The organism is Acidobacteriota bacterium, from assembly GCA_012729555.1.
Lineage (GTDB): Bacteria > Acidobacteriota > UBA6911 > UBA6911 > UBA6911 > UBA6911.
In genome coordinates, this window is sequence record JAAYCX010000009.1 from 1 (window position 1) to 21,633 (window position 21,633).

Here is a 21,633-nt window from a genome sequence, read left to right on the forward strand (position 1 = left end):
AAACGCTGGTCATGAATTCGGATCTGCGCGGCACCCTCCACTCCGACGTCGTCGACGAGGGCCCTTCGAGGAGCCGCCGGTGCCTGCGCCTGATCGACTGGGGCCGGATGGAAAACCGGATGTCGCCGCGCGTGTGGCGCCGGGAGGATTTCGATATTCTCGCGTCCTCCGACTGCCTCTTCGCGCGCAAGTTCGACCCGCAGGTCGACGCGGCCGTCATCGACCGGTGGATCCGCCGCCTCGATCGGGCGACCGATGGAGCGGACGCGGCGTCATGACGAGGACCCCGCAACGAAGGCTGGAATCCCTTGTACTGGTGGCCCTGGCCCTTTATTACGCCGCGAAAATCGTCCTGATTCTTGGCTCCCCCCAGGTGTGCGGCAATTTCGGCATGGATTACTGCGCATACTGGAGCGCGGGCAGGATCATCGACGAACACGGCATGGCGGCCGCCTATTCCCCCGACCTGCTGGAACTCTACCAGGGCCGCGCCCACCCCGGGGGAACCGTCCCGGGATCCGGGGTCCTGGGGATCCTGTACCCCCCCGCGTTTCTCCTCCCCTTCCGCTGTCTGTCCCTGATCGGACCATCCGCCAGCTTCCTGGTCTGGACCCTTGTCAACCTGGCCGCCTTCCTTCTCTATCTCCGCTTTTTTGCGGAGAAGATGACCGGGAATCCCTCCTCCCCCCGCCTGCTGCTATGGATGCTGCTGTCGCTGCCGGCGTTCGTGAATTTTCGCGAAGGGCAGGTGAACGTCTGGCTGGCCGTCTGTGCGGGGGAATTCCTGCGGGCCATCGTCTCGGACAGACCCTGGCGGGCAGGGTTCTGGGTGGGCGGATGGCTGCTGAAACCACAGCTCCTCGTTCTGATCCTGCCCCTGCTCGCGATCCGGAAGGCCTGGAGGGTCCTGGGGGGGTTCGGTGTATCCGCCGGTGCGGTCCTGGCCGTCTCGGTGGCACTCGCAGGCGCGGAAGGGATGATCAACCTGGCCCGCATCGTGGAGCTGGCGGCCCGGGGCGGCGTGTCCAGCAACCCCTCCGCCATGACGAACTGGCGCATGGCGGGAGCCCTGGCCTCCTGCTTCGGCGTCCCGGGCGCCGGATGGGGAGTCATCATCGCCGGAAGCGTTCTGACCACCGCCGCGGCCCTGTATGTCCTCGGGAAACGCCCGGCCGGCGACCGCAGCGCGGCCGCGACCGCCCTGATCGGGCTTTCGGCGGCCACGGGCCTCGTCGCCTGGCACGCCCACCTGCACATGGCGCTGATCCTGATCCCCCCCATGCTCTACCTGGTCAGCGAGCGGCGCATGAGCCGGAGAATGTTCCTGCTCTGGGTCCTTCTACCCGTGGCGTTCCAGGTTCTGGGGTACGCGGCCGCTTACGGAATCAATCCCGGCGATCGTCCGGACCATTTCAGCCCGACGCTGGCGTTCGCGCGCGGAATGCCCGGCTTTCTCCTGAACCTGACGTTGTTCGGCTGGACGGCGGTCCGGCTTCCCCGGCCGGCGGAGGGCTAGACCTTCTCCGCCACCCGGTCGCCGAACTGGCTGGTGGTCAGGACCCTGGCCGCGTCGTAGCCCGGTGGGGCCAGCTCCACGGTGCGGTATCCCTCCTCGAAAACATCGAAGAGGGCGTTCCAGATCGCCTCCGATTCCGCGTGCAGGCCGAAGCACTTTTCGTACAGGAAGGCCACGCTGCCGATCATGGAGTAGGGGTTGGCCTTGTTCTGTCCGGCGATGTCGGGGGCGGAACCGTGGGCGGGCTCCACGTATCCCTTCTCGGACCCGATGCAGGCCGACGGCATCAGCCCCAGCGATCCCAGCACCCCGCCCGCCTGGTCGGTCAGGATGTCCCCCTGCATGTTCTCGAGCAGGACCACGCCGTTGAACTGGGTCGGGTTGCGCACCAGCTGGAACGCCGCGTTGTCGACCAGCATGGAGCGGTACTCCACGTCGGGGTAGGAGCGGGCCACGTCCTCGACCACCTCCACCCAGAAGCGGGAGGTGGCGAGCACGTTGGCCTTGTGGATATCGGTCATGGGGGAGCGCCGCTTGCGCGCCTCCTCGAAGGCGACGACGGCCACGCGCCGCACCTGTTCGTGGGTGTAGCGGCAGTCGTCGGCCGCGTACTTCATCCCGGTCGCGCTCCCTTCGGTCTTGGCGCCGAAGTAGATCCCCCCCACCAGTTCACGGATCATCAGGATATCGAGCCCCTCCCCGATCAGGCTCTCCTTCAGGGGCGAAAAGGAGGCCAGCGCCTTGGGGAGCCGGACCGGGCGGTAGTTGGCGAAGGTGTCGTAGCGCTCGCGCAGGGGGAGGATGGCCGCGATCTCGGGCCGCATCTCCTGCGGGATCCTGCTCATCTTGTCGACCGCCAGCCCCACGGGCCCCTTGATGATGGCGTCCGCCTCGTCGCAGGCCCGGACCGTCTTTTCCGGGAAGGGGGACCCGTCGGTAAAATAGGCTTCCGCCCCGAACGGGGCGTACCGCAGCTCGAACTCGTGCCCGTACTTCCTCTCCACCGCCCTGAGCACCTTGATCGATTCGGCCACGATTTCCGGACCGATCCCGTCCCCTTCCAGCACCGCAATGGTCTTCTTCATCGTCCCGTCCTCCGCCTCCCGGCGCCGCCCCCCGGCGGCAGCCCGAAAAGGGGAATGTTACACCGAAACCGCGTCATTTGAAGGGGAGCGCCCGAAAAAGAGGAGAAAACGGCTCGAGCGTGTTGTCACGGGCCGCCCCGATGGTCCATAATCGACAGCCGCGGCCGCAGGCGCCGCGGCCGGAAACCATCCACGGGGAGAACAATGGGGGCGGGAAAGCGCGACAGCTGGGCCAGCCGGATCGGCATCATCATGGCCGTCGCCGGCTCGGCCATCGGGCTGGGGAACTTCCTGCGCTTCCCGGCCAAGGCGGCGGCCAACGGCGGGGGCGCCTTCATGATCCCCTACCTCGTCGCCCTCCTCCTGCTGGGCCTCCCCCTGATGTGGGTGGAATGGACCCTGGGACGCTACGGGGGCGGGTTCGGGCACGGGACGGCGCCCGGGATCTTTCACAGCCTGTGGCGCAAGAACCGGTTCATCAAATATTTCGGCGTCATCGGCATCTTCGGCCCCCTCGTCATCTTCATCTACTACGCCTACATCGAGTCGTGGACCCTGGCCTACAGCTTCTTTTCCCTGACCGGCCGGCTTTCGGCCGTCACGGACCAGCAGGGGATGCAGAGCTTCCTGCGCGGGTACCAGGGGCTCGAGGCCAACGCTTTTTTCACGAGCATCTGGCCCGCCTACCTCTTTTTCGTCGTCACCTTTTTCATCAATTTCACCGTCACCTGGCACGGGATCAAGGGGGGAGTGGAACGCGTCTGCCGCATCGCGGTCCCGGTGCTGTTCGCCTGCGCGCTGATCCTGATGCTCCGCGTGCTGACCCTCGGCACGCCCGACCCGGCCGAACCCACCTGGAGCATCTCGAGCGGTTTCGGCTTTTTGTGGAACCCCGATTTCAGCACCCTCCGCTCGGGCAAAATCTGGATCGAGGCGGCGGGACAGATCTTTTTCACCCTGAGCGTCGGCATCGGCGCCATCCTCACCTACGCCAGCTACCTCTCCAAGGGAGACGACGTGACGCTGTCGGGCCTGTCCGCCACCAGCATGAACGAGACCGCCGAGGTCATCCTCGGCGCCAGCATCATCATCCCGGCGGCCTTCGTCTTCTTCGGGCCCGCCAATGTCCGGTCCATCGCCGAGTCGGGCGTGTTCAACCTCGGCTTCGTGACCATGCCCCTGATCCTCAACCAGTTGGTGGCCCCCTGGTTTTTCGGCTTCCTCTGGTTTTTCCTCCTCTTCCTCGCCGGGGTCACCTCGTCGGTCTCCCTGGTCCAGCCCGCCATCGCCTTCCTGGAGGACGAATTCCAGATCGGCCGGAAGAAGGCGGTCTGGATCTTCGGATCGTTCGCCTTCGTCCTCTGCCATTTCCCGGTGTTCCTCCTCCGCCACGGGGTCGTGGACGAGCTCGATTTCTGGGGCGGCACCTTCTTCCTGGTCGTGTTCGCCACCATCGAGGTGATCCTGTTCGCCTGGGTGTTCGGCATCCACAACGCCTGGGACGAAATGCACCGCGGGGCCGACCTGAGGGTGCCCGTCATCTACAAGTTCATCATCAAGTACGTGACGCCGCTCTTTCTGCTCGTCATCCTGTCGGTCTGGCTGTGGCAGGAATGGATGCCCGTCATCCTGATGGAAAACGTGAGCGCCGAGAACCGGCCCTACGTGCTCGGCACCCGGATCGTGCTCGCGCTGATGCTGGCGGCACTGGCGCTGGCGGTGAAACTGGCCTGGCGGCGGCGCCGCGCCCGCGGGGAGGATGCCCATGCGGCCTGAAGGGTGGTGCCTGCTGATTCTCTTCTGGGGGCTGATCCTCGCCCTGGCGGTTTTCTGCTTCCGCCGGATCTTCGGCAAGAAGGAGATCCGGTAAGGGGGGAGGGGTTTCCGGCCGGACCCGGGAATACCGTGTCCGGCCGGGAGATCATCAGGCTTCGGGGGCGGCGAGGTCGGCCGGGCCGATGACGTTGACATTCATCGCCGTAAGCGCCTCGTCGATCTCTTTCCGGTAGCTCCCGGCGACCATGACGTGGTGGATCCCGCCGATGCTCTGCACGAAACGGTCGACGTCCTTGATCCCGACCTCCAGGTGGTTCGAGCAGTAGCGCCGCATCTTGCTGTCGGTGCCGGGGAAGGAGGGGCGGTCGGTGTCGCTCTTGCGCGAGCGGGTGCGGCCGGGCCACCACACGAAGCTTTTGAGATCCTTGCTGAAAACACCCATCGTCACCTCGATCCCGGCCGGGAACTCCACCTCCGGGGTCACACCCTTCCCGAAGCCGTGATAGTCGCGCAGGTTGTAGCGCAGCGGCGGGGCTTCCTTTCCCATCAGGCGCACCGGGGCGACGCAGTGGCGCAGCACGGTGCTCGAAGCCTCGTTGTCCACCGAGGAAACGTTGCAGAAATAGGAGGGCTTGCGGCTGACCGTCTCGAGAAACATCGAGGAGAGCGAGGCGTACACGTCCGCCTCGCAGGGGGCCGCGATCCCCTCGTCCCGCAGCCGGGTGAACGCCAGGCAGGGGAGGGGGATGGTGGATTTGGCGTCGAAGCTGAAACTCAGGCAGTCGATCGAAATCGCCGACAGCCCCTCCCGGTCGACGATCGAACGGAGCAGGACGTACATCCGGGCGCTCTCGAGCAGGTCATGCTCGGTGGGTTCCACCACGGCGGCCGCTTCCCGCCTCCAGCGCTCCATTTCCTCCCGGGCGCTTTCGGGCCGCACCTCCTCGAGCCGGCGCCGCAGTTCCTCGATCGGGCGGTATTCGATACGCACCCCCGTGCGGGCGTAGACGTAGTCGGCGTCGAGGTTGGGCGCCGGCACGCTGGTGCTGTCGAACGGGCGGCCGTAGATGAGGGCCTTCTTCCCCTCGAGGATGCGGGGGGAGGTCAGCGTCCGGACCAGCTCCAGGGCCTGGGCCTCGGAGTTGGCCAGCCGGGCGTAGGTCCCCCTCATCCGGAAGGCGGCGGCCAGGTCGGCTTCCAGCATGATCAGGTCGAAGTTGACGGGCAGGATCACCACCGGCACGTCGACCTCCCCCATCGCGGCGGGCAGGTTGCCCGAAATCGTGGTGACCCGGGCCAGGACCATGAACAGGATGTCCGGGTCCTCCCGGCGGAAAGCCTCACCGAGTTCCTCCGGCTTCTGGTAGTTGACCTTGGCCACCGTCACTGCGAGGTCCGCCCCCTTGAGGGACTTGAGCGCGTCGATGATCTTCGCGTACGTCTCCGGGGCGTCGGTCATGAAAAGCAGCCGGCTCTTGCCCCCGCGCGTCCTGGCCTTCGGCGCCGTCGCCGCGGCCCGGCCCGGCAGGACCGTTCCCGGCAGCGCCGTGGCGACACCGGCGATGGCGGTGGTTTTCAGAAAATCGCGCCGGCCGAACCGGGCGCCCTCGTTCTCCTTCATCTCTCTCTCCTTATGACGGTATGTCCCGCGGCGGGCCAAGGGGGCCGCCCGGTCTAAATCCCCGCCAGTTGTACCACGCGCTCCCCGGGATGGTCCAGGGCCAGCATCAGCAGCAGGTAGTCCTTCACGTGCCGGGTTATGAGAAAATTCTCCCTGACGTAGCGCTGTCCGTTCTCCCCCAGCTTCCGGCACAGTTCCGGGTTGGACAGCAGCTCCACCGCCCGGTTGGCGGCCCCTTCCGGGGAATGGATCAGAAACCCGGTCACCCCGTTGATGATCTGGAGCCGGATCCCGCCCACGGCCCCCCCGATCACGGGCTTCCCTTTCCAGAGCCCCTCGCTGACCGTCAACCCGAACCCCTCCCGGATCGACTTCTGGAAAACGATCGTGGAGCCGCGCACCAGGGCGTTGATCTCCAGGTCGCTGAACGGGGGGAGGAGCAGGACATGGATGTCGGGATCCTTCGCCGCGGCCTCCTCGACCTCCCGGAGCACCTCCGCCCCTTCGGGATCGTCGTCGGCGCCGCCGCCGGCGAGCACCAGCTGGCAGTCGCAGTGCCGCCGGACCATCCGGTAGGACTCGATCACGCCCAGGGGGTCCTTGAGCCGGTCGAAGCGCGAAATCTGGGTCAGGACGGGGCGCTCCGGGTCGATCCCGAACCGCTCCAGCACCCCGCGGACGACCTCCGGCTCCAGCTCCCGGTTCTTGTCGCTCAGCGGGTCGATCGAGGGGGCGATCCGGTACTGGGGAACCGGCATGTCCCGGGCGAAATCGGGCATCGAAAACACGGCGGCGTCGTACCTTTCCACCCAGGGCCTCAGGAATTCCCAGACGGCGGGGTCCGGGTTGGACACGTCGATATGGCAGCGCCAGATCCACTGGCGCCCGATGGCCGCCTTCTTTTCGATGAGGCCCGCGGGCTGGGGGTCGTGGACGAAAAGGACGTCCCCCTCGAGCTTCATCTCCTCGAGGTTCATCGCCGTGTTTTCCCGAAAGACCTCCAGCATCTTGGGCGTGATCGTTTCGGGATGCCCGTGAAGCGCGTTATGGAAGGCCTTGGTCACGGCGTAGAACGCCTCGTTCCCCTTGATGACGTCCCAGGTGGCGTCCACGCCCAGTTCCCGCAGGAGCGGGATCATGCGGGTGAGGATCTCCGCCACCCCGCCCCCCACGGGGGTTGAATTGATGTTCTGCAGCGACTTGTGGCACACGTACCCGGCGAGCATCCGGATCTCGTCCATGACCTCCGGGCCCACGACCTTCTCGTAATCCGCAAGCGTGACCGCCATCCTCCCTCCCCTTATTTCCCGAGCCTCGCGATCCTGTCCCGGAGTTCATCGAGCGACATGCGATAGGGGTTGAGCCTGTCGATGGCGCGCGCCAGCTCCTCCGCTCCCCGGTAGGCGAGCCAGGCGGAGAAATCGTTCGTCTCCCGCCCGAGCCGGAGCCGGGCCTCGAAAAAGTGGAAGTAGAGCGAAGTGTTGGCCACCCCCGGCAGCTTGGCGAAAAAATCGGGGATGTCCTCCGCCACGATGCCGCTCGGCATGACGAAGCTCTTCGACTCGCTGAAGTGAAACTCCTGCCCCGGCATGCACTCCTGCCGCCGCCCGTTCCCCTTCGCGTACGGTTGGATCGTGGCGATGATGGCCTCCCGGAGCTGGCGGATGGAGCTGAACGCCAGCAGGTCGATGGCCGCGAGTTTCTCCGCCAGCGCCTCCTCGAGCAGCGCCAGCGAGGCCCAGCGGGAGAAATCGCTGTGAAAGACGGGGGTCTCGAAATGGTGCGCCAGGTACTGGTGGTGCGTGTGGTGGAAGATGGAGGAGCCGGACACCTCTCCCAGGTGCGCGAGCAGCTCCTCCAGGTTCCGCGCCTTCCGGCCGGTCAGCACGACCAGCCGGCGTTCCGTGTGGAAGGCGAAGGGCGCCAGGTTATGCGTCATACCTCCTCCCGGTCATCGGGCGGGCCGGCCCCCGATCAATAGTAGTACCAGATGCTTTCATAGTCGTCGGCGTTCTCCCCGACCTCCTCCAGCCGCGACAGGTATTCCAGGAGCGGGATGTCGTGTCCCACGTAGGACGCCCGGTCCGATATCCCCTTTTCCCAGGGGTGGAAGTCGTAGACGCGGGAGCCGTCGGGGAGGATGGCCAGCAGGTCCCGGTGCTGCATGGCGCGCAGGTAGTTCTTCCCCAGCCCGGGGACGTTGTAGACCATCTCGTCGGTCCGCCGCGAGCCCGGCAGGAGCCGCGCCTCCTCCTTCTGTTCCTGCAGCAGGCGCGCCAGCGGGACCCGGTAGGCGTTGGTCTCCTCCTTCCCCTTGGCCATGAAGGTGTAGTAGGGGTCGATCCCGGACCGGCGCAGCATCATCCGCAGCTTGGCGGTCTCGAAGCGCCGGGAAACGAAGAAGGTGTAGACCTGCTGGTTGAACACGGAGATCCCCCGGCGCTTGAGCCGGTCGACGGCGGCGACCAGCTCGGGGGTGATCTCGTAGGGGTGCTCGACGTGGGTCACCACGCACACCTCGCGCCGGCCGGGGTCGCGCAGCCGGCCGAGCGCCGAGGCGAGCTGCGGCGTGATCCGCATCGGGACCGTCACCGGGGTGCGCGTGCCGATACGGATCACCTCGATGTGGGGGATGGCGGCCAGGCGCTCGAGGATGTCGAGGAGCGGCCGGTCGGCCATCCCCAGCGGGTCCCCCCCGGTGACCAGGATTTCGCGCAGGGCGGGGTGCCGGGCGATGAAATCGACGGCGGCGGCGATCTCGGCGCCGGAGGCCATCGCCCCCGGCGCCATGGCTTCGTCGATCTCCCAGTTGCGCTGGCAGTAGACGCAGATCTGGGGACAGGTGTTGTACGGCTTGAGGATGGCGATCGCGGGATACCGGCGCGTTACGAGATCGACCGGGGAGGTGTCCCGCTCCAGCATGAAATCGAAGGCGCACTCGCGGTCCCCGCGGTGCTCGAGCATCCGGTCGACATACTCCGGCGGGGGAATCACCTGGGCCCGCAGCGCCCGGTCGCGCCCCGCCTCCGCGTCGTCGTCGAGCAGGCTGGCGTAATAGGGCGTTACCCCGAACGGCAGCCGGCCGGCCGCGGCCTTCCGGATCGCCTCCCGTTCGACCGGCAGCAGGTTCACCATCCGGCCGAGTTCCTCCTCGTTGCGGGCGATGTGCTTCACCTGCCAGTGCCAGTCGGCGAACTGGGCGGCGGTCGCTCCCAGGGCCTTGAGGATCCTGCGGCGCCTTCCCGCGCGGCGGCGGCGCTCCTCCTTCCCGAGCCCGTCGCCGTAGCGCTCCATCAGCTCATCCACGTGCCCCCAGAGCCGGTCCAGCTCCGCGGAACGCACGACGGCCGCCTCCCGCCCCGAGAGCTTCACCGGGGATTCGACCTCCTCCGAGTGCAGGGTCACGGCCTTCCCCTCCAGCCCCAGCGCCAGGTGGATCATCTCCCCGTAGAAGCCCGGCCCGAGGTCGGGGCGCGCGCCTCCCCGGGCCAGGTCCCAGAGCGCCTGGATGTTGCTGAAGCCCGCCTTCTGGTCGGAGATGGGGGTCAGCATGGCGCGCCAGGCCCGCGCGCAGTCCCGGACGATGTACAGGCGCGACCCGAAGGAGAGGGTGGTCTCGCTGAACCGCTCGTAGTGCTCGTCGGACACGTGGGTGAAGAGCGCGCGCCGGGCTTCCTCCACCGTGCCCGCCGCCCGCACGATTTCCATGATCCTGGTCGAGACCGCCAGGAAGCGTTCCCGGGTATAGCGTCCGGCTATCGGTTGTCCCATGTAGCGTCGCCCCCTCGTTCGGATCGGCCGGAAGAACATCCCCGCGGCCATGATGGCTGTTACATCAGCATAACATGATGTATCGGGGATCCGGAACCCCGTATCGCCCCCCGCCCGCGCCGGGCGCCCCCGGACTAAATCACTGGTATTCTCCCGGAAGAATGGATCATAATCAGACGGGTTCCATCCATTCCGGGCGTAAGAAGGGGCACCACGAGACGATCCGCGCCGGGCGCGGATTTTTGCGAGGCGGCGACTGGCGCATGGAAACAAGCGATTTTCCCTCCCTCTGGCGCGGGTTCACCGAAGAGCTGGAAGCCCGCAACCGGGTTCTCCAGGCCGAGCTCGCCGCGGCATGGGAACAGCTGGACTCCCTGCTCGGGCGGCACTCGGAGAAGATCGCGCGCGCGGAGGGGGTGCGCCCCCCGGAAGGGTCGCTCGAATCGATCCGGGAGCTGGCGACAACCCGGGCCGCACCGTATTTGTCCGACCCCCTGCAGGCCCTGAAGAGGATCCACCCGCAGGAGAGGGCGCTCCGCGCCCTCGAGACCTTCCAGACCGGCCTGGAGGATCTCCTCGGCCTCCTGCCGCAGACCCTCACGGTCCCGCGCGGGGAGCTGGCGGCGGAGTTGTGCCGCGACGGCCGGCCCCTCCGGCGGCTGGCGCTCCGCCTGGGGCGCAAACCCCGGGTGCTCCAGCCCCGCCCGGTCCTCCGCCAGGCGCTGTGGGCGCACTCGGCCCGGCGGGTGGAGCCGGACGGCGATCTCCTGCTCCTGCTGGCCCGCGCGAGCCTGGCGCTCCTCATCCCCTGGCAACTGCTGCGCAACGACACGCTCCGGGCCATGGCCGGCAACCCCTCCGATCCCCGGACGCTGGACAAGGCCCGGGCGGAGTGGCTGGAGATGGTGGGATCGATCCGGAGGGACGCGGCGCGGGCCCTCGAGGCCCAGGGCGACAGGTGCCGCCGGCTGCGGGGGGAGCTGGAAGCCGCCCTGCTGGCCGGGGAGCGGCGCCTCGCCGACCGGCGCCTCGGCCGCGCCATGAACCGCTGGCAACGGTGTTTCCGCTACTGGGCCGGCCGCCAGCGGGCCATCCTGGCACAGCTGGAACTGGAAGCCTCCTCCCGCAGCCTGCTGGAGGGCTCGGTGGGGGTCTCCGAAGACGCGGTGCGCTCCGTCGACGAGGAGCATGCCCTTCTCCTCGGCGAACTCGACAAGGTCGGCCGATGGTTGTCGGGCTGGCGGGAGGGGGAGACCGAATCCCCGTTCCCGCCGCCCGGGGCGCACCTGGTCTCCTCCGCCGACCGGGCGTCCGATTGGAAGCGGCGGCTGGAAGCCGCGGGCAGGGGCGCGCTGCCGGCTTCCATCGAATCGGTGGACCTCGGGCGTCCCCTCCCCGGCCGCCGGCCGCGGTCCCGCTCCGTCCCGGCCGAAGCCCGCTTCACCCGGTCGCTCGCCGGCACCGGGCGCGAACTGGCCCTCGCCGGCTTCGGGGAGGCGGAGGAAGGGCATCGCGCCATCATCCAGCAGATAGAACGCGCCCGCGAAGTCGCCGCCTACAGCCTGGAAGCGGGGCGCGAGGAAGGAGGGAGCGAGGAGGGGCGTCAGGTCGTCCGCGACGGCATCTCCAACGCGCTGAAGCTGCTCGAACACCAGAGGAAATCGACCCGCGACCATCACCCCGTCATCGGGCGGAAACTCGCGGAGGCGCTGTCCGGCGTCTTCTTCCAGTTTCACATCCGGATGGAGGAAAGCCGGCTGGGGCTTTTCCGGCACCTGGCACGGCAGAAGAGCCGCCAGGCGCTGCGCGCGGGCGCCCTGACGGTCATGGAGAGGGTCGGGAGCGGTTCGGACTGGCTTGGCGACCACCTCGCCCTTGCCAATCAGTATGTCCTCGCCAAGCTCGGCTGGGCCCCCCCTTCCACCATCGCCGTGCAGCCGGTCTCCCGCCGTCCCTACCTCGGGGAGGTCCTGCACCTGAAAGCGGGGCCGAGGGAACTCCCCGCGATCTACCGGCGCCTCTTCCGGCTGGCCCCCCTGGAGGACACCCGGTTCCTGGTGGGGCGCGAGACCGAAATGGCCGCCGCCGCCGAGGCGCGGCAGCGCTGGGAGGAGGGGCGCGCGGTCGCCATCCTCGTGGCCGGGGCGCGCGGGAGCGGGAAGACCAGCTTCCTGAACTGCGCCCGCGCGGGCGTCTTCGGCGATCTCCCCCTCTCGAGCGGACAGTTCGGCGAAAGGATCACCACCGCCCCCGCGATGCGCTCCTTCCTCTCCGCCCTGCTCGCGATCGAGGACGCCGAGCTCGAATCGCGGCTGAAATCGGAAAGGCGGCTGGTGATCCTGGAAGAGGTCGAACGCACCTTCATCCGCCGCATCGGCGGGTTCGAGGGGCTGCGGGCCCTGCTCGACCTGATCTCCACCACCTGCCGGAACACCCTCTGGATCCTCAGCCTGAACGAGTCGGCGCTCGGGTACCTCCGGCAGGTGGTCGGGATGGAGGAGTACTTCTCCCACCGGATCAACGCCATGGCCGTTTCGCCGCGGCACCTCAAGAGCGCCATCCTGCAGAGGCACAACCTCTCCGGCCTCCGCCTCCACTTCGCCCAGCCTCCACCCGAGGAATCGCGCCGGGGCAGGATCGGGAAGCTGCTGGGACTCCGCCGGGAGCCCGAACAGAACTATTTCGATTCGCTCTACCGGCAGTCGGAGGGGATCTTCCGTTCGGCCTTCGAGCTGTGGCAGGAGTCGGTGGACAGGGTGGAAGGGGGCGTGCTCTACATGCGGCACCCGGTCGAACCCTCCTACGAGGGGATCATCTCGCGCCTTACCCTGGAGGACTCCTTCATCCTGCAGGCGATCCTGCAGCACGGGGGGCTGACGCCGGGGGAGATCGCGCGGGTCTTCGACTATTCCGAGCGGCGGAGCGACAGCTGCATCGAGAAACTGATCTCCTGGGAAATCATCGAGCCGGACCCCTCGAATCCCGGTTTCCGCGTCTGCCCGGAGGCCGGGCGCCTGGTGCGCCAGGCCCTGTACCGGCAGAACCTGCTATAGGGGATGACCATGCCCGCGTTTGCGCACCCTCCCTTTGTCGCCATCGAGCTCGACCGGATTTCCCTCCCGGGAGAGGTCACCCCGGGAAAGATCCTGGAAATCATAGTCCTGGTGGTCGCCGCGTGGGCCGTCATCCGCTGGCTCTCGAAGCTGTTCCAGCTCCTGGGCGGGAAGATCCCCCGTTCGCGCTTCCTGATGAAGCTCCTCGAGCCCGCCGCGCGGATCGGGATCTGGTTCGCCGCCATCTTCATCTCCATCCGGATCCTGGCCCCCTCGCACGAGGCGTTCCTGGCCTCGCTCGCATCCATGGGCCTGGCCATAGGCCTCGGCGCCCAGGACCTCATCAAGAACGTCATCGGCGGCCTCGTCGTCCTCGTCGACCGCCCCTACCAGCTCGGCGACCGCGTGAGGATCGGCGACGCCTACGGGGAGATCGACCACGTGGGGCTCAGGAGCACGAAGCTGACGACGCCCGACGACACCCGGGTGACGATCCCGAACCTGGACATCCTGACCCAGCAGGTCCACAACGCGAACTCGGGGGTGCCCGACTGCCAGGTCGTCACCGACCTCTACCTTCCCCCCGGCACCGACCCGGAAACCGCCATCGGGATCGGCTACGAAGCGGCCGCCTGTTCCCCCTACCTGCTGGCGGAGAAACCGATCGTGGCCCTGGTGTCGCAGGGGTTCGACCAGCAGGCCTACCTGCGCCTCCGGGTCAAGGCCTACGTCTACGACCACCGTTACGAACCCCGCATGATGAGCGACGTCACCAGCCGCGCCACCAGCGAGTTTCTGCGCCTGGGGCTCCTCGAGGGCTGGAAAAGCCGCCCCCCCGGGGGCTCGCGCGCCTGATCCGTGGTATGGTATGGGTAGAAGCCTAACCGTTCACCCGAGAAAGGAGACCCCCATGTTCCGTACCACCGGCCCCGTTTTTGCCGCCGTAAGGCTGGACGAATCCGCCGACGAGGTGCTCCGCCAGGCCGTGGAGATCGCCCGGCATTACGGCGTGAAGCTCTACGTCTGCCACGTCCTCCCCGATGTCGGGGCGGTGCGCCCCCTCTTCCCCCAGCTGCAGATGGAGGACGCCCTCCGGACGACCGATTTCGAGGCCGGGGTGTATCGCGCCCTCTCGGAGCGGGTCGCCGCCTTCACGCCCCCCCGGGGGAAGGAGTGCGAACTCAAGATCGAGTACGGAACCGAGCACGCGGCCATCATCGACGCCGCGGAGCAGGTCGGCGCGGGGATGATCGTCGTGGGCCACGGTTCCGAGAAGCACCGCCTGGGCGGGATCTCGGAGCGCGTCGTCCGCCACGCCCACTGCCCGGTCCTGGTCGCGCGCCCCCCGGAGAAGGGGGGGGTGCTGGCGGCCACCGACTTCTCCGACCCCTCGACCCCCGCCGTGGATGCCGCCGCGAGCGAAGCCGGAAGGAGAGGGCGCGAACTCCGCGTCGTCCACGCCTTCGACATCCTCCGCTACGGCATGGTGACCGACCCGACCATGCCCGGCCTGCTGCCGCTCGATTTCTCCGCCGAAATCGAGGAGGCGCTCCGGGGCCACCTCGACGAGTGCGTCCGCCGGGTCGGGGCCGCCGAGGGGCTCCTGGTGCGCGGGGCCGCGGACCGGGCCGTCGTGGAGACGGCCGAAAAGCTCGAAGCGGACCTGGTCGTGGTCGCCACGCGGGGACGGACCGGGCTCGCCCACCTGGCGCTCGGGAGCGTGGCCGAGGCGGTCGTGCGCGGGGCCGCCTGCTCGGTCCTCGTCGTCCGGATGAAGGCTTGACCGCCGCGACGTCGGAGGAAAGCGAGCGATGACGAGCGACCGCCTGACCGATTTCGACCTCCACCTGATCGGCGAGGGGACCCACTACCGCACCTGGGAAAAGCTGGGGGCCCACCCGGGCCGCCTCGACGGGGCCCCGGGAACCTTTTTCCGGGTATGGGCGCCCAACGCCCGGCGCGTTTCCGTCATCGGCGATTTCAACGGGTGGGACCGGGAGGCGGCCCCCCTCCAGCCGCGGGGTTCCTCCGGAATCTGGGACGGGTTCGCGCCCGGGGTGAAGTCCGGAGACCTCTACAAGTACTTCATCGAGTCGCGCTACGGCGGCTACGCCGTCGAAAAGGCCGACCCTTACGGCTTCGCGGCCGAAATCCGCCCCCGGACCGCCTCCAAGGTGTGGGACCTGTCGGCCTACGACTGGCAGGACGGTGAGTGGATGCGCGCCCGCCCGGGGCGCCGCCCCCACGAGGAGGCGCTCTCGATCTACGAAGTCCATCTCGGCTCCTGGATGCGCGCGCCGGAGGAGGGGGACCGCTGGCTCACCTACCGCGAGCTCGCGCCCCGGCTCGCCGACCACGTGTGCAGGCTGGGCTTCACCCACGTGGAGATGATGCCGGTTTCGGAGCACCCCTTCGATGGCTCCTGGGGCTACCAGACCGTGGGCTACTTCGCCCCCACCAGCCGTTTCGGGACCCCCGACGATTTCATGCACCTCGTCGACGTTCTGCACCGGAGCGGCATCGGCGTCATCCTCGACTGGGTCCCCGCCCACTTCCCCCGGGACGAGCACGGGCTGGGCTACTTCGACGGCACCCACCTGTACGAGCACGCCGACCGGCGCCAGGGGCTGCACCCGGACTGGGACACCCTGGTGTTCAACTACGGCCGCACCGAGGTGCAGAACTTCCTGATCAGCAACGCCGTCTTCTGGTTCGACCGCTACCACATCGACGCCCTGCGCGTCGACGCCGTCGCCTCGATGATCTATCTCGACTACGGCCGCGGGGAGGGGGAATGGGTCCCCAACCGTCACGGCGGCCGGGAAAACCTGGAAGCGGTCGATTTCCTGAAAAAGCTCAACGAGCGCGTGCACGCCGAAGCCCCCGGGGCCATGGTCATCGCCGAGGAATCGACCGCCTGGCCGATGGTCTCGCGCCCCACCTGGCTGGGAGGCCTGGGGTTCGGGTTCAAGTGGAACATGGGATGGATGCACGACATGCTCGAGTACATGCGTCACGACCCCGTGCACCGCAGCTGGCACCACAACAAGATCACCTTCAGCCTGCTCTACGCCTTCACGGAGAATTTCGTCCTCCCCTTTTCCCACGACGAGGTCGTGCACGGGAAGGGATCGATGATCGGGAAGATGCCGGGGGACCCGTGGCAGAAATTCGCCAACCTGCGCCTCCTCTACGGCTACATGTTCGGGCATCCCGGCAAGAAACTCCTCTTCATGGGGGGCGAATTCGGCCAGTGGGCCGAATGGGACCACGACCGGAGCCTCGACTGGCACCTGCTCCAGTACCCGCTCCACTCGGGGCTCGAGCGGTGGGTGGGGGATCTGAACGCCTTCTACCGTTCGGAACCGGCCATGTATGAACTCGACGCGGAACCGGCCGGGTTCGAGTGGATCGACTGCGACGACGGCCAGAACAGCTGCGTCAGCCTGCTCCGCTTCGGCCGGCGGCGCGAACTCCCGGTGGCCGTGGTCTGCAATTTCACCCCGGTGCCGCGCCATGACTACCGCATCGGCGTCCCTTCGGGCGGCGTGTGGGTCGAAGCCCTCAACAGCGACGCCTCCGTCTACGGCGGGAGCGGGATGGGCAACCTCGGGAGGATAGAGGCCTCCCCCCACGGGATGCACGGCCGCCCCTGCTCGCTCGGCCTCACCCTCCCCCCCCTGTCCACCCTGGTCCTCAGGAGGGAGGGGGCATGAAACGCGGCAGGATGCCGACCGCGGGACGGCTGATCGTGGTCTCCAACCGGCTCCCGTTCACGGCGAGGGAACGGGAGGGGGGGCTCGAGTTCACCCCGAGCGTGGGGGGGCTCGCGACCGGGTTGGCCTCCTACCGGGAATCGCTGCAGGAGCGGCCGCAGGGCCCCCGGCGTTTCCTCTGGGTCGGCTGGCCCGGGAGCACCGTGTCGGAGGAGCGCCAGCGGGAGGTACGGGCAAGATCGCTCGACGAATTCAGCGCGGTCCCCGTCTTCCTTTCCGAAGCCGAGATCGACAAGTTCTACCAGGGGTTCTGCAACAAGACCATCTGGCCCCTTTTTCACTGCTTCCAGGTCTACACGAACTACGACGAGGAGCACTGGGAGCGCTACGTCGAGGTCAACCGCACCTTCTGCCGGACGCTCGCCGGGCTGCTCCGCCCCGGGGACACCCTCTGGATCCACGACTACCACCTGATGCTCCTGCCCGGGATGGTCCGGGAGATCGCCCCGGCGGCCACCATCGGGTTCTTCCTGCACATCCCCTTCCCCAACTACGAGCTCTTCCGCCTCCTCCCCAGCCGGTGGAGGCACGACATCCTGAAAGGGCTGCTCGGCGCCGATCTCGTGGGATTCCACACCAACGACTACCGGCAGGACTTCCTGAAATGCGTCCTGCGCATCCTGGGACACGACTCCCAGATCGGCGAACTGCTGGTGGGGGACCGGGTCGTGAGGGCCGAGGCCTTCCCCATGGGGATCGACTACGCGAAATACCGCGACGGGGCCGGCGCCCCGGAGGTGCGGGCCGAAAGCCTCGACCTCAGGCGGCGGATGGACGGGGCCAGGATCATTCTCTCCATCGACCGCCTGGACTACACCAAGGGGATCGTCAACCGGCTGGAGGGGTTCGAAACCTTCCTGGACCACCACCCCGACCGGCGCGGCGGGGTGGTGCTGGTCATGGTCGTCGTCCCCTCGCGCGTGGCCGTCGAGCATTACGAGATGATGAAGGGGCAGATCGAGGCCCTGGTGGGCAGGATCAACGGGAGATTCGGCAGGCCGGGCTGGACCCCCGTGGTCTACATGTACCGGAGCCTTCCCTTCGCCCCCCTCGCGGCCCTGTACGCCGCGAGCGACATCGCGCTGGTCACCCCCCTGCGCGACGGCATGAACCTGGTCGCCAAGGAGTACATCGCCTGCCGCACCGACCGGACGGGGGTGTTGATCCTGAGCGAGATGGCGGGAGCGGCCCAGGAGCTGCTCGAGGCCGTCACCATCAACCCGAACAGCCGCCACGAGATCGCCGAGGCCATCGACGGGGCCCTCCGCATGCCCGAACCGGAGCAGGTCCGGCGCAATACGGCGATGCAGGGCAGAATCGAACGTTACGACGTGGTCCGCTGGGTGGCCGATTTCATGGAGGAGCTTTCGGGCGTCAAGGGGAAGAGCCGGATGTATCTCGCCAGGCGGCTGACCGGACCGGTCCGTGCCACCGTCGCCGAAGCGTGGCGCGCGGGCCGCCGCAGGCTCCTCCTCCTCGACTACGACGGGACCCTCGTCCCCTTCGCCGCCGACCCCGGGGCGGCCGTTCCCGCACCCCCCCTGCTCGCCCTGATCGGCGATCTCTGCGGCCAGCCCGGCACCGACGTCGTCATCGTCAGCGGCCGGGACAAGGCTTTCCTCGAGCACTGGTTCGCCGACACCGTCACCGGACTGGTGGCGGAGCACGGCGCCTGGATCCGGGAAAAGGGGCGCACGTGGAGGAAGACGGCCAAGCGGACCGGCGCCTGGAAGTCGAAACTGAAACCGATGTTCGAACGGTACGCCGAGCGCGTCCCGGGGGCGTTCGTGGAGGAGAAGGATTTCGCCCTGGTGTGGCACTACCGGGCCGCGGAGCGGGGGCCGGCCAAGCTGGCGGCCCAGGAGCTGAAGGACCAGCTGCTGGCCCTGACGGCCAACATCGACGTCCACGTCCTGCAGGGGAACAAGACCGTGGAAGCCCGGGTCGCGGGGGTGAACAAGGGGACCGCGGGCCTCCATTTCCTCGCCCGCAAGTCCTACGACTTCGTCCTCTCGATCGGGGACGACGCCACCGACGAGGACCTGTTCGCGGTCCTGCCCGAGACCGCGTGGTCGATCCGCGTGGGGATGGGCGCCACCCTGGCCAGATACAACATCGCCGGGGTGGAGGAGGTGCTCCGGCTGCTCGCGGAACTGGCTACTCCGAAAAACGCTCCATGACGAGGCCGAGCGCCTCGTCCGCGGGGGGGCCGGGGCACCGCATCCGCTCCCGCCAGAGCTCCGCCGCGAGCGCCAGGTTCTCCTCCACGGCGTCCCCGTAGGACCGGGGCCTCCCCCGGCGGTCGAGCGACCGGCGGGCGGTTTCGAGGCGGCCGCGGAGGGCTTCCGCGGGGGTTCGTCCTTCGCGCTCGAGGCACCCGTCGAGCGAGGCGAGGACCGCCTCCAGGAGGGCCCGGCTTCTCGCGTATTTTTCCGCCGCTCTCAGCCCGCGCGCCCCCGGGTCGAGGGCCAGGACCCTCTCCACCACCTGGAGCCGGGCTTCGGACGCGGCGTCGCCGGGATTCTGGAGCAGGGCGGAGCGGAAGGAATCGCGGGCCGCCGCGTAATTACCGAGTTCGAATTCCGCCCGGCCCAGCCCGGCATGGGCGGCGCCGTCCCGGGGGCTCCCCGCCAGGATTTCGCGGTACATCGCGGCCGCCTCGGCGGCGAGCGCGTGATCGAGCAGGAGGCCGGCCGTCTCCCTGCGGGCGCCGGGGTCGTCGGGACACTCCGCCGCCAGGGCCAGCAGCTCCGCCCGCACCCGGGCCGCCTGTCCCGACCGGCCGAGGAAGTCCACCAGCTCCCTGCGGATCTCCAGGCCGCGCAGGGGGGATTCCTCGGGCCAGGTCCCGTACACCGCCCTGCGGTAGAAACCGACGGCCTCGCCCACATTCCCCTTCTGCGCCGCAATCCTCCCCAGGCCCAGGTTTACCGGGCCGCTCCCCGGTTGCTCGCGCCCCAGCTCGCGGAAGTAGATCTCCGCCTCGTTCCAGCGCCGGGCGGTCACGAGGGCCGAGGCCAGCGCCAGCCGGTCCCGGAAGCTGTGGGATATGGAAAGGGCGCTGCGGAACTGCTCCACCGCCTCCGCCGGGCGCCCCGCCGCCATCAGGCTCTCCCCCCGGACCGCATGCTCCTCGGCCCGGTCCGTGCGCCGGGAACGGTAGAACCAGCTCAAAAACCCCCCCAGCGCGATCATCAGGGCGATAACGACGGCCATGCGCCCCATGGAGGCGGTCCGCCGCGCCGCGGCCGGTGCGGCGGGTTCCCCCGCTTTTTCCCCCCGGTAGGCGGCCATGGCGTCCTCGAGGCCGAGCGAGGCGATCATCTTCCTCGGGTCGGTGCGGCTGACAACCGGGAGCTCGTCGAGCCCGCTCTCGGCCATCCGCCTCAGCGCCGCTTCCAGGGACTGGTCCGGGTGGAGATGGGGGAAATTCGCTGCCGTCGGGACTTTCTGCGGCTCGAATCCGGGGAGGAGTTCGGCCAGGGTTTTCCCCCCCCCTCCCGATTCCGCCGCCTCGAGGAGGCGCCGCCGCGTGACCATCCCCATGAGCCCCCCCCTGTTGACGACGGCCCAGGCGGAGTCACCGGGCGGAAGCGCGGGCAGGACGTCGGCGACCCGGTCGGTCCCCTGCAGCACCCTTTCGGGCGCCCGCATCCCCTGGCTGACGCTGGTCTCCTCGTCCCGCGCCCGTGGGGCCGTGGGCAGGTGGATCCCGTCCTGGTGCATCAGGGCCTCGTAGATCGGCTTCTTCTGCATCCGGCTCGAAAGGAAATAGCTGGTGAGGTTGGCCACCATCAGCGGGACGATGATGGAATAGTCGCGCGTGATCTCGAAGATCATGAAGACCGACGTCATCGGCGCGCGGACGATGCCGGCGAACGCCACCCCCATCCCGACCAGGGCGTAGGCGCCGACGCTCCCGGTGTAGTCGGGCATGAGCATGTGGGCCCCCGCCCCGAAGGCGCCCCCCAGCATGGCCCCGATGAAGAGGCTGGGGCCGAAGATGCCCCCGGCGTTCCCCGACGAGTAACAGGAAGCCGTGGCGACGACCTTCAGAACGACCAGCAGCGCCATGGTGCCGAGCGCCATCCGGCTGTTGAGCGCCTCGCTGACATGGCCGTAACCGACGCCGAGCACGGCGGGAACGAACAACCCCAGGATTCCCACCACCAGGCCCCCGGCCGACGGCTGCAGCCAGGTCGTCCACGCCGGCATCCTCGAGAAATAATGGCGCAGCCGGAGCAGCAGCCTGATGAAGAGCGTGCTCACCAGCGCTCCCAGGGCGCCCAGGGCCGCGTAGAGGATGAACTCCACCGGGTGCACCAGCTGGTAGGCGGGCACGTGGAAGAGCGGCTCGTCACCGAGCAGGAGGTGGAGCACCATCCAGGAAGTCGCCGAACTGATCACGATGGCACCCAGGACCCGGGCGTGCAGGTCCCCGATGACCTCCTCGAGCGTGAAGAGGACGGCGGCGATCGGCGTGTTGAAGGCGGCGGCCAGGGCGGCCGAGGCGCCGATCGGCACCAGGGTCCGGGTCTTTTCGGGGCCGAGCCCGAACTGGCGCCCCATGGCCGAGGCGATCCCCGCGCCGATCTGGACCGAAGGCCCCTCGCGTCCCAGGGCGATGCCGCTCGCCAGCGAAATCGAGGAGCAGAGGAATTTGCCGATGACGGTCCGGAGCCGGATCACCCCGGAGTGCAAAAAGAGGGCGACCTTGGTCTGGGGGATGCCGCTGCCGCGGGCGTCGCGGAAATAGCGCACCAGAAGGAACCCGGTGAGGAGCGACCCCGCCGTCGGCACCAGGACCCGCCTCCAGGCGGCCCCGCCGGCGGGGTACATCCTCGAACCCAGGTTTTCGGTCAGGACGATGAAGGCGACGATGACGAGCCCCACCGCGGCCCCGATCATGAGGGTCAGGATGAAGAGGACCTTTTCCTCGTGCTGCTCCAGCTGGCGGACGTCCATCCGTCCGAAAAGCGTTTTCCAGCCCTGCCTGCGGTGGATCGAACGATTCATCTCTTTCCCGGTTTTACCG

14 protein-coding genes are annotated in these 21,633 nt (G+C 68.3%); 8 read left to right on the forward strand and 6 right to left on the reverse strand.

Going from position 1 to position 21,633, the window contains the following annotated elements; translation table 11 throughout:
* Nucleotides 1-278, forward strand: a 278-nt coding sequence (locus tag GXY47_01095) for a hypothetical protein (protein NLV29722.1), incomplete at its 5' end; no start/stop codon positions are given.
* Complete coding sequence (locus tag GXY47_01100) at nt 275-1,516, forward strand: DUF2029 domain-containing protein (GenBank protein NLV29723.1); 1,242 nt, start codon at nt 275-277, stop codon at nt 1,514-1,516. The genes GXY47_01095 and GXY47_01100, both read left to right, overlap by 4 nt.
* Here the strand turns inward: GXY47_01100 and leuB are convergent.
* The gene (gene leuB / locus GXY47_01105) at nt 1,513-2,601 is read right to left on the reverse strand and encodes a 3-isopropylmalate dehydrogenase (GenBank protein NLV29724.1); all 1,089 of its coding nucleotides are present in this window, start codon (nt 2,599-2,601) and stop codon (nt 1,513-1,515) included. The two genes, GXY47_01100 and leuB, sit on opposite strands and share 4 nt — an antisense overlap.
* Nucleotides 2,602-2,805: 204 nt before the next feature.
* Here leuB and GXY47_01110 point away from each other — a divergent pair, with 204 nt between their 5' ends.
* Nucleotides 2,806-4,377, forward strand: coding sequence for a sodium-dependent transporter (locus GXY47_01110; GenBank protein ID NLV29725.1), 1,572 nt, complete (start codon nt 2,806-2,808; stop codon nt 4,375-4,377).
* A gap of 148 nt (nt 4,378-4,525) precedes the next feature.
* Here GXY47_01110 and GXY47_01115 read toward each other — a convergent pair whose 3' ends face one another.
* Genes GXY47_01115 through GXY47_01130 form a run of 4 tightly spaced genes read right to left on the reverse strand, consistent with a single transcriptional unit; the run spans nt 4,526 to nt 9,769 of the window.
* Entirely contained in the window at nt 4,526-5,998 is a 1,473-nt protein-coding gene (locus GXY47_01115) for a twin-arginine translocation signal domain-containing protein (GenBank protein NLV29726.1), read from the reverse strand.
* Between the two features lie 53 nt (nt 5,999-6,051).
* Entirely contained in the window at nt 6,052-7,287 is a 1,236-nt protein-coding gene (locus tag GXY47_01120; GenBank protein NLV29727.1) for a glycosyltransferase, read from the reverse strand.
* An 11-nt stretch (nt 7,288-7,298) separates the two neighbouring features.
* Nucleotides 7,299-7,937, reverse strand: coding sequence for a hypothetical protein (locus GXY47_01125; protein ID NLV29728.1), 639 nt, complete (start codon nt 7,935-7,937; stop codon nt 7,299-7,301).
* A gap of 35 nt (nt 7,938-7,972) precedes the next feature.
* Nucleotides 7,973-9,769 carry a KamA family radical SAM protein gene (locus GXY47_01130; GenBank protein NLV29729.1) on the reverse strand — a complete coding sequence of 599 codons (1,797 nt, stop codon included), beginning with the start codon at nt 9,767-9,769 and terminating at the stop codon, nt 7,973-7,975.
* Between the two features lie 263 nt (nt 9,770-10,032).
* On the opposite strand from GXY47_01130, the gene GXY47_01135 reads away from it, so the two are divergent.
* The 5 genes from GXY47_01135 to GXY47_01155 are packed head-to-tail and all read left to right on the forward strand — an operon-like array spanning nt 10,033 to nt 18,778.
* The gene (locus GXY47_01135; GenBank protein ID NLV29730.1) at nt 10,033-12,822 is read left to right on the forward strand and encodes a hypothetical protein; all 2,790 of its coding nucleotides are present in this window, start codon (nt 10,033-10,035) and stop codon (nt 12,820-12,822) included.
* Nucleotides 12,823-12,831: 9 nt separating this feature from the next.
* Nucleotides 12,832-13,677, forward strand: a complete 846-nt coding sequence (locus GXY47_01140; protein NLV29731.1) for a mechanosensitive ion channel — start codon at nt 12,832-12,834, stop codon at nt 13,675-13,677.
* Between the two features lie 55 nt (nt 13,678-13,732).
* Nucleotides 13,733-14,605 carry a universal stress protein gene (locus GXY47_01145; protein ID NLV29732.1) on the forward strand — a complete coding sequence of 291 codons (873 nt, stop codon included), beginning with the start codon at nt 13,733-13,735 and terminating at the stop codon, nt 14,603-14,605.
* Nucleotides 14,606-14,633: 28 nt separating this feature from the next.
* A complete protein-coding gene (gene glgB, locus GXY47_01150) occupies nt 14,634-16,538 on the forward strand; it encodes a 1,4-alpha-glucan branching protein GlgB (GenBank protein ID NLV29733.1) in 1,905 nt (634 codons plus the stop codon).
* Nucleotides 16,539-16,549: 11 nt separating this feature from the next.
* Nucleotides 16,550-18,778, forward strand: coding sequence for a bifunctional alpha,alpha-trehalose-phosphate synthase (UDP-forming)/trehalose-phosphatase (locus tag GXY47_01155; GenBank protein ID NLV29734.1), 2,229 nt, complete (start codon nt 16,550-16,552; stop codon nt 18,776-18,778).
* On the opposite strand, the gene GXY47_01160 is transcribed toward GXY47_01155, so the two are convergent.
* Nucleotides 18,756-21,614 carry a tetratricopeptide repeat protein gene (locus GXY47_01160; protein NLV29735.1) on the reverse strand — a complete coding sequence of 953 codons (2,859 nt, stop codon included), beginning with the start codon at nt 21,612-21,614 and terminating at the stop codon, nt 18,756-18,758. The genes GXY47_01155 and GXY47_01160 overlap by 23 nt on opposite strands.
* Between the last annotated feature and the right edge of the window lie 19 nt (nt 21,615-21,633).

Excerpts from the sequence above, each read along its gene's own strand:
- GXY47_01130 (NLV29729.1), bottom strand. The coding sequence starts at position 9,769 with ATGGGACAACCGATAGCCGGACGCTATACCCGGGAACGCTTCCTGGCG.
- GXY47_01155 (NLV29734.1), top strand. The coding sequence starts at position 16,550 with ATGCCGACCGCGGGACGGCTGATCGTGGTCTCCAACCGGCTCCCGTTC.
- GXY47_01140 (NLV29731.1), top strand. The coding sequence starts at position 12,832 with ATGCCCGCGTTTGCGCACCCTCCCTTTGTCGCCATCGAGCTCGACCGG.
- GXY47_01125 (NLV29728.1), bottom strand. The coding sequence starts at position 7,937 with ATGACGCATAACCTGGCGCCCTTCGCCTTCCACACGGAACGCCGGCTG.
- GXY47_01160 (NLV29735.1), bottom strand. The coding sequence starts at position 21,614 with ATGAATCGTTCGATCCACCGCAGGCAGGGCTGGAAAACGCTTTTCGGA.
- GXY47_01100 (NLV29723.1), top strand. The coding sequence starts at position 275 with ATGACGAGGACCCCGCAACGAAGGCTGGAATCCCTTGTACTGGTGGCC.
- GXY47_01135 (NLV29730.1), top strand. The coding sequence starts at position 10,033 with ATGGAAACAAGCGATTTTCCCTCCCTCTGGCGCGGGTTCACCGAAGAG.
- glgB (NLV29733.1), top strand. The coding sequence starts at position 14,634 with ATGACGAGCGACCGCCTGACCGATTTCGACCTCCACCTGATCGGCGAG.
- GXY47_01110 (NLV29725.1), top strand. The coding sequence starts at position 2,806 with ATGGGGGCGGGAAAGCGCGACAGCTGGGCCAGCCGGATCGGCATCATC.
- leuB (NLV29724.1), bottom strand. The coding sequence starts at position 2,601 with ATGAAGAAGACCATTGCGGTGCTGGAAGGGGACGGGATCGGTCCGGAA.
- GXY47_01120 (NLV29727.1), bottom strand. The coding sequence starts at position 7,287 with ATGGCGGTCACGCTTGCGGATTACGAGAAGGTCGTGGGCCCGGAGGTC.
- GXY47_01145 (NLV29732.1), top strand. The coding sequence starts at position 13,733 with ATGTTCCGTACCACCGGCCCCGTTTTTGCCGCCGTAAGGCTGGACGAA.
- GXY47_01115 (NLV29726.1), bottom strand. The coding sequence starts at position 5,998 with ATGAAGGAGAACGAGGGCGCCCGGTTCGGCCGGCGCGATTTTCTGAAA.